At 70.8% G+C, this 14202-nt stretch carries 14 protein-coding genes and 1 pseudogene; 3 read left to right on the top strand and 12 right to left on the bottom strand.

The window, feature by feature from the left end; translation table 11 throughout:
- Positions 1-12: 12 nt before the first annotated feature.
- Positions 13-426: a (2Fe-2S) ferredoxin domain-containing protein gene (locus tag OG746_RS31265; RefSeq protein WP_266720790.1), complete on the top strand. Its 414-nt coding sequence runs from the start codon at positions 13-15 to the stop codon at positions 424-426.
- Here the strand turns inward: OG746_RS31265 and pip are convergent.
- The 5 genes and pseudogenes from pip to OG746_RS31240 all read right to left on the bottom strand — a co-directional run bounded on the left by pip (position 404) and on the right by OG746_RS31240 (position 6376).
- Positions 404-1405 carry a prolyl aminopeptidase gene (pip, locus tag OG746_RS31260; RefSeq protein ID WP_266720789.1) on the bottom strand — a complete coding sequence of 334 codons (1002 nt, stop codon included), beginning with the start codon at positions 1403-1405 and terminating at the stop codon, positions 404-406. The genes OG746_RS31265 and pip overlap by 23 nt on opposite strands.
- 41 nt (positions 1406-1446) lie before the next feature.
- Entirely contained in the window at positions 1447-2649 is a 1203-nt protein-coding gene (locus tag OG746_RS31255) for a nitrate/nitrite transporter (protein ID WP_266720787.1), read from the bottom strand.
- A gap of 9 nt (positions 2650-2658) precedes the next feature.
- Positions 2659-3454 (bottom strand): annotated as a pseudogene (locus tag OG746_RS31250) (uracil-DNA glycosylase).
- Between the two features lie 16 nt (positions 3455-3470).
- Positions 3471-5003 carry a YfcC family protein gene (locus OG746_RS31245; protein ID WP_266720785.1) on the bottom strand — a complete coding sequence of 511 codons (1533 nt, stop codon included), beginning with the start codon at positions 5001-5003 and terminating at the stop codon, positions 3471-3473.
- Positions 5000-6376 carry a M20/M25/M40 family metallo-hydrolase gene (locus OG746_RS31240; protein WP_266720783.1) on the bottom strand — a complete coding sequence of 459 codons (1377 nt, stop codon included), beginning with the start codon at positions 6374-6376 and terminating at the stop codon, positions 5000-5002. Before OG746_RS31240 ends, OG746_RS31245 begins: the two co-directional genes overlap by 4 nt.
- Before the next feature lie 139 nt (positions 6377-6515).
- On the opposite strand from OG746_RS31240, the gene hslR reads away from it, so the two are divergent.
- Positions 6516-6953, top strand: a complete 438-nt coding sequence (gene hslR / locus OG746_RS31235; RefSeq protein ID WP_266720781.1) for an Hsp15 family ribosome-associated heat shock protein — start codon at positions 6516-6518, stop codon at positions 6951-6953.
- Positions 6954-7097: 144 nt separating this feature from the next.
- Here hslR and OG746_RS31230 read toward each other — a convergent pair whose 3' ends face one another.
- Positions 7098-7778, bottom strand: coding sequence for a class I SAM-dependent methyltransferase (locus OG746_RS31230; RefSeq protein WP_266720780.1), 681 nt, complete (start codon positions 7776-7778; stop codon positions 7098-7100).
- Between the two features lie 112 nt (positions 7779-7890).
- Here OG746_RS31230 and OG746_RS31225 point away from each other — a divergent pair, with 112 nt between their 5' ends.
- Positions 7891-8181, top strand: coding sequence for a DUF6343 family protein (locus OG746_RS31225; protein ID WP_266720779.1), 291 nt, complete (start codon positions 7891-7893; stop codon positions 8179-8181).
- 14 nt (positions 8182-8195) lie between these two features.
- On the opposite strand, the gene OG746_RS31220 is transcribed toward OG746_RS31225, so the two are convergent.
- The 6 genes from OG746_RS31220 to rpsA form a co-directional block, all read right to left on the bottom strand.
- Complete coding sequence (locus tag OG746_RS31220) at positions 8196-8558, bottom strand: tetratricopeptide repeat protein (protein ID WP_266720778.1); 363 nt, start codon at positions 8556-8558, stop codon at positions 8196-8198.
- 104 nt (positions 8559-8662) lie between these two features.
- The gene (locus OG746_RS31215) at positions 8663-9055 is read right to left on the bottom strand and encodes a DUF3592 domain-containing protein (protein ID WP_266720777.1); all 393 of its coding nucleotides are present in this window, start codon (positions 9053-9055) and stop codon (positions 8663-8665) included.
- A complete protein-coding gene (gene coaE / locus OG746_RS31210) occupies positions 9052-9660 on the bottom strand; it encodes a dephospho-CoA kinase (protein WP_266720775.1) in 609 nt (202 codons plus the stop codon). The genes OG746_RS31215 and coaE overlap by 4 nt, the downstream gene beginning before the upstream one ends.
- Before the next feature lie 23 nt (positions 9661-9683).
- Complete coding sequence (locus OG746_RS31205; RefSeq protein ID WP_266720773.1) at positions 9684-10622, bottom strand: PAC2 family protein; 939 nt, start codon at positions 10620-10622, stop codon at positions 9684-9686.
- Between the two features lie 105 nt (positions 10623-10727).
- A complete protein-coding gene (locus OG746_RS31200; protein ID WP_266720771.1) occupies positions 10728-12254 on the bottom strand; it encodes a flavin monoamine oxidase family protein in 1527 nt (508 codons plus the stop codon).
- A 357-nt stretch (positions 12255-12611) separates the two neighbouring features.
- Positions 12612-14135: a 30S ribosomal protein S1 gene (gene rpsA / locus OG746_RS31195; protein ID WP_266720769.1), complete on the bottom strand. Its 1524-nt coding sequence runs from the start codon at positions 14133-14135 to the stop codon at positions 12612-12614.
- Between the last annotated feature and the right edge of the window lie 67 nt (positions 14136-14202).

Genomic DNA, 14202 nt, shown 5'->3' with positions numbered 1-14202 from the left:
GTACTCGAGCCCGTGCGCACCACCACCCTCATCGGCGCCGCCCGCACCCGCCCCTGCACCCTCGTCGTGTGCCGGGGCTGCTGCTGCGGCGACGCCCGCAAGTACCCCGGCTACGACCACGACTGGCAGCTGGAGCGCTGGCAGGCGGCGGTGCGGGCCTCGCAGGGGCGGTTCGCCGTGCGGGTCGTCGACTGCCTGGGGCCGTGCGACCAGGCGAACGTCGTCGTCCTCCAGCCCTCCGCCCAGGGGCGCGCCCGTGGCGGGAAGGCCACGTGGATCGGCTGGTCCATGGGCGACGACGCGACCGACGAGGTCCTGGCGTGGGCGGAGGCCGGAGGGCCCGGTCTCGCGCCCGCCCCGATCGCCCTGGAGCTGCAGTTCATCGAGGCGCAGGGCGAGCGCGTCAGGCGGCGCCGCTCCCGCTGAGCCTGTCCGGCCCGGCGAACCGGTCGCCCGGCCCGCCGAACCCGTCCAGGGCCGCGACCAGTTCATCGGTGATGCCGGGCGCGCCCGCGTTGTGCCCCACGTCGTCCACGACGATCAGCTCGGCGTCCGGCCAGGCCTGCGCGAGCCGCCACGGGATGCCGAGCAGATTGCCCAGGTCCACCTTCCCCTGCACCACCACCGCCGGGACCCCCTTGAGCAGCGGCAGATCGCGCAGCACCGTGTCGGGCCCGTCCAGGAAGTGGTTGCGGGAGAAGTAGTGCGTGACGGTACGCGCGAAGCCGTACCGGAAGTCCGGGTCCTGGTAGCGGGGCACGGAGCGGGGCGGCTGCGAGACGCACGCCGTCTCCCAGTCGGTCCAGGCGAGCGCCGCCCGCTCGCGCACGGCCGGGTCGGGCGACTCCAGGAGCCGGTTGTACGCGGCCGCGAGGTCACCGTCCCGCTCCCCCTCGGGCAGCCCGTCGAGGAACGCGGCGAACGCCTCCGGGAACACCGCGCCGAGGCCCCGCGTCAACAAGTCGACTTCTTCCTGGCTGCCCGTCGCCAGACCCGTCAGAACGAGTCCGGAGACGGCGTCCCGGTGCGTCTGCGCGTACCGCAGGGCCAGGACGGACCCGAAGGACACGCCCCACACCAGCCAGCGCTCGATGCCGAGGTGGGCGCGGAGCAGTTCCAGGTCGGCGATCAGCTTCGGCAGCGTATTGACGCTCATGTCGGTGTCGTACGCGCTCGCCGGCGGTGTGGAGCGGCCCGCGCCGCGCTGGTCGAGCAGCACGATCCGGTAGCGCTCCGGGTCGAACAGGCGCCGGGTGAAGGGCGCGGCCCCGGACCCGGGCCCGCCGTGCAGCACGACGGCGGGCCTGCCCCGCGGATTGCCACAGGTCTCCCAGTGGATCCGATTGCCGTCACCCACGTCCAACAGGCCCTGGGCATAGGGTTCGAGCGGCGGATACAGAGGCATCCGGCGAACCTACTACCCGTCCGCCGCGCACCGCCTCCGAGTTAATGGACCTTGATGCTGCGCATCCGCCCGTACGCGTACACACAGCCGGCGAGTGCCAGGTCGGACAGCAGCATGAAGCCGATGGAGTACGAGTTCTGCGCGCTGTAGATCGCGCCCATGACCAGCGGCGGGACGAAGCCGCCGAGGCCGCCGATGGCGCCGACGATGCCGGTGACCGAGCCGACCTGGGACGGTGGGGTGACCTGTGCGACCAGGGCGAAGACGGCGCCGCTCGCTGTGCCGAGGCCCGCGCCCATGACGAGCATGTCGAGCGTGCCGCCCGGGGCCAGATGCGGGTTGAAGGCCTGCACGATGGCGAAGATCGCGACGACGGCGAGCGCCCAGGCGGTGACGACCGCCGGGTGGACCCGGTCGGAGAGCCAGCCGCCGATCGGCCGGAAGATCACGGTGACGAGGGCGAACCCGGCGGCCTTGGTGCCCGCGTCGACGGGGTCGAGGTCGTACCAGGTCTTCAGGTACGTGGGCAGATACGTGCCGTACGCGACGATGCCGCCGAAGCCGATCGCGTAGAGCGCCGACAGCTCCCAGGTCACCTTCAGCTTCCCGGCCTCGCCGAGGCGCTGGCCGAGCGAGGTCGTCGGGATGGTGCGGCCGGGGTGGTCGCTGATGAGGAACCAGGCGATCACCACGAACGCGGCGAGCGCGATCGCGACGACGTAGAACGGCAGGTTCTCGCCGTGCTTGGCGATGCGGGGCGTGAGGTAGCCGGACAGCGCCGTGCCGCCCATGCCCATGCCGAAGATGCCGACCGCAGCGCCGCGCTTGGCGGGCGGGAACCAGGAGTTCACCAGCGGGACCCCGATGGCGAACGTGGTGCCGCCGAGGCCCAGCAGGAAACCGACCAGGATCATGGCCAGATACGAGTCCCTGGCCACCGTCACAAGCAGCACGGGGATGATCGTCGCCGCTGTGACCAGCGGGAACATCATCTTGGCGCCGAACTTGTCGGTCAGGGCGCCGACCGGGATCCGGCCCAGCGAGCCGACGATCACCGGCACCGCGACCAGGAAGGACTGCTCGAACGAGCTGAGCCCCAGGGACTCGCCGAAGGCACTGCCGAGCGGGGCGATGAGGTTCCACGCCCAGAACGTGAGCGCGAAACCCACGGTCGCCACGATGAGGTTGCGGTAGGCCGCCGCGGGCGGCTTGGACGTCGTCTCCTGCGCTGTCTGTGCTGCCACACGGCCACGCTAGGAAGCGGGCGGGCTCTCAGCCTGCGGAGTTGGGCCGAACGGGTGGAGCCCGGCGGCGCGCGCCGCGTCCCGCAGCACGCCGCGCAGCATCTCCGGGGTGAGCCGGCCGGTGAAAGTGTTGCGCTGGCTCACGTGGAAGCAGCCGAAGAGGGAGAGCCTCTCGATGCCCTCAGCCCCCTCAGTCCCTCCAGTCCCTTCGAGGTCGACGCGAGTGCCGTGGGCGAAGGTGGGGCGCGGGCGCGGCACCGCCCAGCCCGCCTCGGCGAAGGCCGGCAGCGCCGCCTGCCAGCCGAACGCGCCGAGCACGACGACCGCGCGCAGGGTGGGCCGCAGCAGGTTCAGCTCCTGGACGAGCCAGGGGCGGCAGGTGTCGCGTTCGGCCGGGGTCGGCTTGTTGGCGGGTGGCGCGCAGTGCACGGGCGACGTGATGCGGACGCCGTGCAGGGTCAGCCCGTCGTCGGCGCTCACGGCGTCCGGCCGGGACGCGAGCCCGATGTCGTACAGGGCCCGGTAGAGGACGTCGCCCGACCGGTCCCCCGTGGCTGCTTCTACTGGGGGACGCCCCCAGACCCCCGGCCCGGCCCGTCCGGTTGGCGCCGTGCGCGGCGGGCGCGAGGCCGACGATCAGGAGCGGCGCGTCGTGCGGCCCGAAGCCGGGCACCGGGCGCCCCCAGTACGTCCAGTCGGCGAAGGCGGCGCGCTTGGTGCGCGCGACCTCCTCGCGCCACTCGACGAGCCGCGGGCAGGCCCGGCAGCCGCTGATCCGCTCGTCGAGTTCACCGAGACCGTCCATGCACCCGACGACAGGGCTACGTGAACGCGGCCCCCAGCGCCACGAACGCGCAGATCAGCACGAACAGGATGGCCAGCAGCGGCCACACGAACCGCAGGTACTTGTCGTAGCCGACCTTGGCGAGGGCCACGCCGCCGATGGTGACGGCGGTCGTCGGCACCCACAGGTTCATCCAGCCGCTGGCCGCCTGCCACGCCGTGACGACGACCGCGCGCGAGACGTCCGCGAAGTCGGCGAGCGGCGCGAGGATCGGCATGGCGAGCGTGGCGTGCCCGGACGTGGACGGGATGAGGAAGGCGAGCGGCAGATTCACGAGGAAGACGATGATCGCGAAGACGCCGGACGAGGTGCCCTTCACGACGCCCTCGATCGCGTGCAGCACCGTGTCCGTGATCTTCGAGTTGTTCATGATCACGGTGACGCCGCGGGCCAGCAGGATGACGAGCGCGGGCGACACGAAGTCGGCGGCGCCCTGGACGATCGTCGAGCTGAGCTTCTGCTCCCCCATCCGCGCGACGATCCCCACGAGCACGGCCGCGACGAGGAACAGCGCCGCCAACTGCGGGAAGGACCAGTCGAGTTCGAAGCCGTACGGGGCCGCGTCCGCGTCTCCGGTCAGGGCGCTCGCCCAGGGCACCACCGAGAAGATCATGAAGGCGAAGACCAGCGCCGTGGCGACCAGAACTCCCTTGTGCAGGCCGGTCAGTTCGGGCACATCGGCCGCCTCGGTGGCCGTCTCGTCGAGGTCCCGGTCCCCCGGCAGGAAACCCGAGACCGAGCGTGCCGGGTCGCTCCGCACCCGCTTCGCGTAGCGGATGACGTACGCGATGGTGACCCCGGTCAGCACGATCCACATCGCGAACCGCAGCGCGATGCCGTCGCCCAGTGAAATGTCGGCGGCCGAGGAGGCGACGCCGGTCGCGAACGGGTTGACCGTCGAGCACAGCACGCCGACGCCCGCACCGAGGATGATCGCGCCGACCGCCGTCATCCGGTCGTAGCCGAGCGCCAGCATCAGCGGCACGATCAGGCCGTAGAAGCCGAGCGTCTCCTCGGCGAAGCCCTCGACCGTGCCGAGGACGGAGAAGACGGCCATGACGCCCGCGATGAGCAGCGCCCCGCGTTCGCGAAGCCGGTGGGCGAGGCGGCCGATGCCGCGGTCGAGGGCGCCGGTCGCGAAGACGACGGTGATGAACGCGCCGATGGCGAGCACGAAGAGGAAGACGCCCGCACTGCCGTACAGATCACCGGAGTTGTCGGGCGAGACGAGGGCGGTCTTCGGGTCCTGGATGCCGTAGAGGCCGTTGACCGGGGCGAGGAACAGGTCGTTGAGACGGTCGACGAAGGACTGCCCGGAGTCGACGCGCTGATACGTGCCCTCGACGGGCGCGCCCTCACGGTTCCTGTCGTACTCCCCCGACGGGATCAGGAACGCGAGCAGCCAGATCGCGATCGTGACGACGGCGAGGACGGTGAGGGCACTGGGGAAGGTGAACTTCCTTTTGGCCGGGGGCTGTTCGGGGGCCTCGGTGGTGTCGGCGGTGCTCATGAGCCGCTCCGGAAGTCGGCCGCGTACTCGCGTACGAACGCGCACATCGCGACGACCGTGGCGTGCAGTTCGGAGAACAGGACGCGTTCGTTGGGGGCGTGCAGATTGCAGAGGTTGTCCTGCGCGCCGAAGAGCAGTACCTCGGCGTTCGGCGCGGCCTGCGCGAGGCCGCTGACCAGCGGGATGGAGCCGCCGGTCGCGACGTACGAGGCGTCGGCGCCCCACGCCTCCTTGAGCGCGGCGCGGGCGGCGCGGTAGGCGGGGCCGCCGGTGTCCGCCTCGTATCCGGGCCCGGTGTCGCCGGGGGTGACGGTGAGCGCGACGCCGAAGGGCCGCAGGGAGCGCAGATGCCGTACGAGGAGGTCCTGGGCCTCGCGCGGGTCCTGCTGGGGATGGAAGCGCAGGTTCAGCTTGGCGCGGGCGTGTGGGACGACGGCCGAGGCGGCGCCCGCCACGCTCGGCGCGTCCAGGCCGATGACGGTGATCGCGGGGCCGCGCCAGAGGCGTTCGCCGAGGGTGCCGCTGCCGAGCAGCGGGAGGCCCTCCTCAACGCCGGCGAGCTCGCGGAACTCCTCGTCGGTGTAGCCGGCGCCGGTCCACGGGTCGCGGCGCAGCCCCTCGACGGCGACGTCCCCGTGCACGTCGTGCAGCGTGGACAGGGCCTTGAGGAGGACGAGCAGGGCGTCGGGGGCCGCGCCGCCGAACTCGCCGCTGTGGCGGGCCTCTTCGAGCGTACGGACCTCGACGGTGACCTCGGCGGCGCCGCGCAGGCCGGTGGTGAGGGTGGGAGTGCCGGGCCGGAGATTGCCGAGATCGGCGATGACCATGGCGTCACAGGCGAACCGCTCGGGGTCGGTCGGCGGATAGCCGTCGAAGGGACTGCCGTACTCCTCCTGCCCCTCGAACACGATCTTGACGCCGACGGGCGGTCGGCCGCCGAAGGCCCGCAGCATGCCCAGATGCGCGATGACGTTCGACTTGTCGTCGGCGATGCCACGGGCCCGCAGCCCGCCCTCGATCGCGGTCGGCTCGAAGGGCGGCGACTTCCACAAGCTCTCGTCGCCGGGCGGCTGCACGTCGTAGTGGGAGTAGAGCAGGACGGTCGGGGCGTCGGGCGTGGGCGGCGGGATCTCGCCGAAGATCACCGGCGCGGTGTCGGGCAGGTCGAGGGTCTCGACGTGCTCCACGCCCGCGTCCCGCAGCAGCCCGACGAGCAGGTCGTGCGCCTCGCGCACCGGCTCCTCCGGGTAGCCGGGGAAAGCGACGGAGGGGATGGCGGCCAGCCGCTCCAGGTCGGACCGCAGCCCGTCCATCAGTCGGTCGACCGCGGCCCGCGGGTCGCCGGTCGGGTCGATGGCATCCGTGCCGTCCATGTCTTGTGCACCCCTCGCTGTCGATTACGCTCCTTTCGCCGGGATTATCCGGTCTGGGCGGGGGCGGTTCGGCCGGGGCTCGCCGAGGGTCACGACAACGGGTTCGGGGCGCGGCCCACGCGGGACTATCGTCGGACGCATGGCATCGCAGACACCGGGGACACCACAGGCGCCGGACGGGTCGGGCGGCGGCGGGAGCGTGCGGGTCGACAGCTGGATCTGGGCGGTACGCCTGGTCAAGACGCGCTCGGCGGGCGCCGCCGCCTGCAAGGGCGGGCACGTCAAGGTCAACGGGACGAGCGTCAAGCCCGCCCACGCGCTGCGCATCGGCGACGAGGTGCGGGTGCGCCGGCCCGGCGAGCACGAGCGCCTGGTCGAGGTCAAACGCCTCATCCGCAAGCGGGTCGGGGCACCGGTCGCCGCCGAGGCCTACGTCGACAACTCCCCGCCGCCGCCCCCGCGCGAGGTGATCACCCCGATCGGCATCCGCGACCGCGGCACGGGCCGCCCAACAAAGCGCGACCGCAGGGAGCTGGAACGCCTACGCGACATCTTCGGCCAGGGCGGCACGAACTAAGCCTCCACCTCCGGAACTTGAGCCACTTCATACCCCTGCGGCGATTGAGCCGTATCAAGCCCCTCCGGCGATTGAGGAGCGGGGCCCGGGGCGGAGCCCCGTGACGTGGAAGTGACGCCCGAGCCCCACCGACGCCCCGCCCCGTCACACCGGCACCGCCCGCACCCAGGACCCGTCCTCCGTCAGCACCCGGTCGACCTTCAAGTCCGCCTGCGCCAGCGCCTGTTCGAACTCCTCCGGGGTGAGCGGACGGGCCCGATACGTCTGCGTCCACACCGCATCAGGGAACACGTACTCGACCTTCACCGACCGCACGCCGTCGCCGACCGGCTCCGAGTGGAGCTTGCGGATCGTGAACCCACCGCCCGGCCCGGTCACCTCACGCGGCAGCCCCTCGTGCGCCCCCGGCCGCTCGCGCTGGATCAACACGCAGCCGTCGTCGGCGACATGGCGCCTGCACGTGGCGAGCATCCCCGCCCGCACCTCCGCGTCCCCGGTGTGGACGAGGATGGACCCGAGCAGCACCGCGTCGAACGTCTCGCCGAGGTCGAGGCTCTCGATGGAGCCGCGCACCGTGCGCGCACCCCGGACCCGCTCCAGCATCTCCGACGACTCGTCCACCGCCGTCACCCGAAAGCCCCGCTCGACGAGCGGGTGCGTCACGCGGCCGACCCCACAGCCGAGTTCCAGCAGAGTCGCGCCTGCGGGCACGGCGCCCGCGACGACATCCGGCTCGTCCTCGACCACGAGCCGCGAGTAGAGCTCCACGGCACAGCCGTCCGGCGTGATCGCGCCCGGCCCCGTGCCCTCATATCCCGTACGCATCTCAAGACCCATGCAGAGCCAACGAACCGCCCGCGGGCGCCGTTCCCGCCCTACGCCGCTTCACCCGTGAGTGGCATGCTGGGAGGTGCAGCACCCCGAGGGGATGGTGACCATGCGCCCGACGCCCCCGCCACACCCGCCGCGCTTCGTCCGCACCGGTGACGAACCGGTCACCGCCCGCAGCCCGCTGCGCCTACGGCTCGGCCTCGCGCTGTTCGGGCTCGTGTGGACGGTCTTCGGGACCGTCGCGTTCCTGCTCGCGCACCGTCCGGGGTGGGCGCTGGCCTGCGGAATCCTGTGGCTGATCACGACGGTCGATCTGTTCATGATCCTTCGGCACATCCGCCAGGGCCCGCACTACCAACCGGGCCGGGACGTTCCGCCGTACCGCAAGCCCCGGTAGGGCCCTGGCGGCCCTCAGTCGTCGAAGCGCGCCGCCGCCAGGTAGTCCGGCTGCGGGTCGAGCGCGGCGGCGAGGCGGAAGTGTCGCCGGGCCTGCTTCGGGCGCGACCACCGCTCGTACGTCCTGGCCAGCGCGAAATGCGCGAACGCGTTGTCCGGCTCGCGCTCCAGGACGATCGTGAACTCCAGCTCGGCCGCCCGCAGTTGCGCGGCGGCGAAGAACGCGCGGGCCCTCAGCAGCCGGGCCGCCGTGTGCTCCGGATAGAGGGCGAGCACGTCGTCCAGGAGCTTCACCGCTCCGCGCGGATCGCGCGCGGCCAAGAGCTGCTCGGCGGCGCGATAGTCGATGACGTGCGTCTCCGGGGTGGCATCGGGCACGACGAACCTCCTCCTGGTGTCGACATGGTCAACACCATGGACCGTAGGGGCTATTCCTGCCCGCGGCCCCTACAGAGAACACGTGCCCGGAACACGCGGCGCGATCAGCGCGAGCGGCTCAGGGACACCGTGAGCACCATGCCCACGAGCACGAGAAGGGCGCCGGCGATCATGAAGGCCCGATCCACGCCGGGCCGTTCGCCACCGAGCAGCACGGTCTCGCGCGGGTCCTCGGTGTCGTACGCGACGCTGACGACACCGCCGGCGGGCAGCGGCCGCCGCTTGCTGGGCGGCACCGGAGAGACGACCTCCACGACCTGCCCGTCGCCCGTCTCGAACTGGAGCAGCGGCCGCTCGGACCCCGGCTGCGGCGGTTTGACCAGGGCCTGCGCGATGTTCCCCGAGTCCTGCACGCGACGGCTCCGCTGCAGTCCGTACGCGCCCGCGACCAGCGCCACCAGGCCGCCGAGCGCGGTGCAGGCGGCGAGAACGATCACGCGGTCGCGGCACGCGCCCGGCGCGCCAGCTCCGCCCAGACCTCGTCGGCCCGCTCCCGCAATCGCTCCAGCGGTACGTCGTTGTCGATCACGATGTCCGCGATCTCCAGCCGCTTCTCGCGGGTGGCCTGCGCGGACATCCGGGCCCGCGCGTCCTCCTCGCTCATGCCGCGAAGCCGGGTGAGGCGGTCGAGCTGGGTCCCGGTGCTCGCGTCGACGACGATCACCAGGTCGTAGAGCGGGGCCAGCCCGTTCTCCGTGAGCAGTGGCACGTCGTGGACGACGACGGAGTCGGGGCCCGCGGTGGCCTCGAGCTCGGCGGAGCGGGTGCCGACCAGCGGGTGCACGATCTTGTTGAGGGTGGCCAGCTTGTCGGAGTCCGCGAACACGACCGAGCCGAGCTTCGGCCGGTCCAGGCTCCCGTCCGGGGCGAGCACCTCGCTACCGAACGCCTCGACGACGGCCGCGAGCCCCTCGGTCCCGGGCTCGACGACCTCCCGCGCGATCTTGTCGGCGTCGATCAGCACGGCCCCCCGCTCCACGAGCAGCCGTGACACCTCACTCTTGCCGGCACCGATTCCGCCGGTCAGCCCCACCTTCAACATAAGCGGAAGCTTAGAGCCTGTGATCAGGCGTCGCCTTCGCGTTCCGCCAGGAACTTCTCGAACTCCTGGCCGATCTCGTCCGCCGACGGGATGTCCAACGGCTCCGCCAGCATGTTGCCCCGCTGGTCAGCTCCCGCGGACGCGTCGTACTGGTGCTCAAGGCCCTGGACCAGGGAGACCAGCTCCTCGTCGCCCTCCTGCACCTGCCGGTCGATCTCCGTCTGCGTACGGTGCGCGTCCGTGCGCAGCCCGTGCGCGACGCCCGGCAGCACCATGCCGGTCGCCGCCGTGATCGCCTCCAGGACGGTCAGCGCGGCGTCCGGGTACGCGGAGCGGGCGATGTAGTGCGGGACGTGCGCGGCGACGCCGAGGACGTCGTACCCGGCCTCCATGAGGCGGTACTCGACGAGGGCCGCGGCGCTGCCCGGCACCTGCGCCTCGTCGAACGGGCTGGCGTGCCCCGGCACCAGGTCGGTGCGGTTGCCGTGCGGCGTGAGGCCGACGGGGCGGGTGTGCGGGACGCCCATCGGGATCCCGTGGAAGTTCACCGCGAGGCGCACCCCGAGCCGCTCCGCGATCTGCCGCACCGCGGCCGCGAAACGCTCCCACTCGACGTCCGGCTCGGGCCCGGCGAGCAGCAGGAACGGCGCACCCGTCGCATCCTGCACGAGCCGCACCTCGAGCACCGGCACCTCGTACTCGGTCCACCGGTCGCGGCGGAACGTGAGCAGCGGGCGGCGGGCCCGGTAGTCCACGAGCCGGTCGTGGTCGAAGCGGGCCACCACCTGGTGCGGCAGCGAGTCGATGAGCCGCTCGACGATCTGGTCGCCGGTCTCACCGGCGTCGATGTAGCCGTCGAAGTGGTAGAGCATGACCAGTCCGGCCGACTCCTGGGCAAGCGCCATGTCCACGGCGGCGAGCCCCTTCGGCTCCCATGAATACAGTTCCTGCGGATCAAGCACAGTGACCGCTCCTCCTCGTGTTCCACCACAAGAACGCACGGAACGGGTGCGGGCATTCCCGCCCGCACCCATTCTCAGCAGCCTCTTACGAACATAAGCAGCGCGTCAGTTGGCCATCACGCGCGCGTGCAGCTTGCCGACCGCCCGCCTGGCCGAGGTGAACGCCCCGTGCTGCCAGGCGTCCGTGTAGCTGAGCCAGTCGCCGGCGAAGTAGACGCGGCCCGTCGGTTCGTTGAGCGGCTTGTAGCGGGGGTCGTCGGGCCCGCCGGGGGTGTCGTGCCAGGCGGCCTCCAGGTGCGGGGTCTGCCGCCAGTGGTGCGAGAACGAGGTCGCCAGCTCGGTCCGGTACTTCTCGCCGTAGATCTTCACGCCCTGCGCGACGGCCCGCGCCTCGCGCGCCGCGGGGCTGAGCTTCGCGTACTTGTCGGCGTCGGTGTCGTAGTTGTAGTAGCCGATCATGAGGCCGCGCTCGCCGTGGAACCCGTACGACGGGTGCCAGATGTGGCTGAGGTCCATATCGGTCTCGGTGATGCCGCCGTAGATCCGGTGGTCGGTCTCCCACCACCGGCTCCGGTACTCCAGGCCGATCTTCCCCGCGGACTGCGGCGTGATGGCCTGCAGGGCGCTCTGTACGCCGGAGCCGAGGTTGTGCGGGATCTTGGCGAGGATGTTGGGCGGCAGCGCGCCCACGCAGTAGTCCGCCTCGACGACCCGGGTCCGCCCGCCCTGCGTATACGTGACGGAAACCCCGTCCCCCTTGTCCGTGATCTTCCCGACGACGGCCCCGGTACGTATCCGCTCCGCGCCGATCGCCTTCGTCAGCGCCTTCGGTATCTGATCCATCCCGCCGACCGGCTGGAACATCAACATGGCCTGGTCGTAGCCGAATTCGAAGGAGAAGTAGCGCCCGACCCCACTGGCGAACACGTCGGACGCGGACGGTACGTCCCCGAGGACCGTGCCCGGCGTCCCGGTCGCGGCGGGCACGGTGGAGTACCCGCGCCGGTCGCACCCTTCGTAGGTGAGCTTGTCCCCCAGCGACCCGAAGTCCTTCAGGAACTCCACGAGCCGATCCTGGTCGGCAGCGGTCAGCTCCTTGTCCAGCGCCCCCTTGTCGGAAGCCTTCGCGAGCAACTCACTCACATACCCATAGACGTCGGCCTTGGCGGTCCGATACCGCACGGGCTTCGTCATCCCGGCGCCTTCGTTGTACAGATAGGCATCGGCATTCGTATTCGTGAACACCTCGATGGGTACGCCGAGTTCACGACAGTAATCCAGGGTGACCATCCACTGCGGAAGTCTCGCCGGACCCGCGTTCATGTACTGCCCGTCGCTGAACCGGGCGGTCTGCTTGTTCCCGTACGTGTCGACGGTCGAATCGCCGCCCCGCACCGTGAAGTTGCGGCCACCGGTCCGGCCCCTGGCCTCCAGGACCGTACAGTCGTAGCCGGCCTTGCCCAGCTCGTACGCGGTGGCGAGCCCGGCGATGCCGCCACCCACGATCACGACTTTCGCGGCGCCACGCCCGCTCAGCGAGAAGTCCCCCGACCGCGGCGCCCGATAAGGCAGTTCACGCTCCGCCGCCTGCGCGGTGGGCGCGAGTCCCAGCGCCCCCATGGTGGCGAACATGGCCCCGGCACCCCCACTGACCCCCACGTTCCGCAAAAACGCCCGCCGACTACTGCCACCGACCTTTGCCTGTGCTGCCGCCACGATGCCCAGCTCCCCTCGGACCGCACTCGATCAAGAACGACCCGGGGATCGTGCCAACGCCCTGTTACACCCCGCCCCCACCTCGTGTATCCGCCACGTTTCTCTTGAGCCAGGGGGCAGGTAGCCCAGGGGCGCGGGGAACTGCGCGCGCAACCACGCCCTACGCCGCACAGCGGACAAGGCCCCCCCTCTGTGGCCCAGGGCACAAAAAAACGGTTGGGCCGCACCAAAAGGTGCGACCCAACCGCTAACTACCTGCTAGCGCAGAGCGTTTCAGCTCTGGCCACCCGCCAGCTTCTCGCGAAGCGCGGCAAGCGCCTCGTCCGAGGCGAGCGCGCCGGAGTTGTCGGCCGTCTCCGAGGAGTACGAACCGCCGCCACCGCCGCCGCTGCCACCGGAGGCGGCCGGAGCCGCAGCACCGGCGGGAGCCGCAGCACCCTCGGCCTCGGCCTGAGCGTCGGCCTCGCGGGACTTGATGACCTGGGCCTGGTGCTGCTCGAAGCGCTGCTGCGCCTCGGCGTACTGGCCCTCCCAAGCCTCGCGCTGGGTGTCGAAGCCCTCGAGCCAGTCGTTGGTCTCGGGGTCGAAGCCCTCGGGGTAGATGTAGTTGCCCTGGTCGTCGTAGGACGCGGCCATGCCGTACAGGGTCGGGTCGAACTCGACGACCGACGGGTCGGCGCCGAAGGCCTCGTTGGCCTGCTTCAGCGAGAGGCTGATGCGACGACGCTCGAGGTCGATGTCGATGACCTTGACGAAGATCTCGTCGTTGACCTGGACGACCTGCTCCGGGATCTCCACGTGGCGCTCGGCCAGCTCGGAGATGTGGACCAGACCCTCGATGCCCTCGTCGACGCGGACGAACGCACCGAACGGAACCAGCTTCGTGACCTTGCCGGGAACGACCTGGCCGATCTGGTGCGTACGGGCGAACTGCTGCCACGGGTCTTCCTGCGTCGCCTTCAGCGACAGGGAGACACGCTCGCGGTCCATGTCGACGTCGAGGACCTCGACGGTGACTTCCTGGCCGACCTCGACAACCTCGGACGGGTGGTCGATGTGCTTCCAGGAGAGCTCGGAGACGTGGACGAGACCGTCGACGCCACCCAGGTCCACGAAGGCACCGAAGTTGACGATCGAGGAAACGACGCCGGAGCGGACCTGACCCTTCTGCAGGGTGGTGAGGAACGTCTGGCGGACCTCGGACTGGGTCTGCTCGAGCCAGGCACGGCGGGACAGGACCACGTTGTTGCGGTTCTTGTCCAGCTCGATGATCTTCGCCTCGAGCTCCTTGCCCACGTAAGGCTGAAGGTCGCGGACGCGGCGCATCTCGACGAGGGAGGCCGGCAGGAAGCCACGGAGGCCGATGTCGAGGATGAGACCACCCTTGACGACCTCGATGACGGTACCGGTGACGATCCCGTCCTCTTCCTTGATCTTCTCGATCGTGCCCCAGGCGCGCTCGTACTGAGCACGCTTCTTGGACAGGATCAGACGGCCTTCCTTGTCCTCCTTCTGGAGAACCAGGGCCTCGATCTCGTCGCCGACGGCCACGACCTCGTTCGGGTCGACGTCGTGCTTGATCGAAAGCTCTCGGCTCGGGATGACACCTTCGGTCTTGTAACCGATGTCGAGGAGAACCTCGTCCCGGTCAACCTTGACGATGACGCCGTCGACGATGTCGCCATCGTTGAAGTACTTGATCGTCTCGTCGATGGCGGCGAGGAATGCTTCCTCGTTACCGATGTCGTTGACCGCAACCTGCGGGGTGGTGGCGGTGGTCTCGGTGCTGCTCGTCATGTGGGAAAGGGCTCCGGCGGACATTGAAAGTCGGGGGGTACTGCTACGCCGGGAGCCCGTTTCGCTC

Origin of the sequence: Streptomyces sp. NBC_01016 (genome assembly GCF_026341035.1) — a bacterium.
Lineage (GTDB): Bacteria > Actinomycetota > Actinomycetes > Streptomycetales > Streptomycetaceae > Streptomyces.
This window is presented reverse-complemented; position numbering and strand designations above follow the sequence as displayed.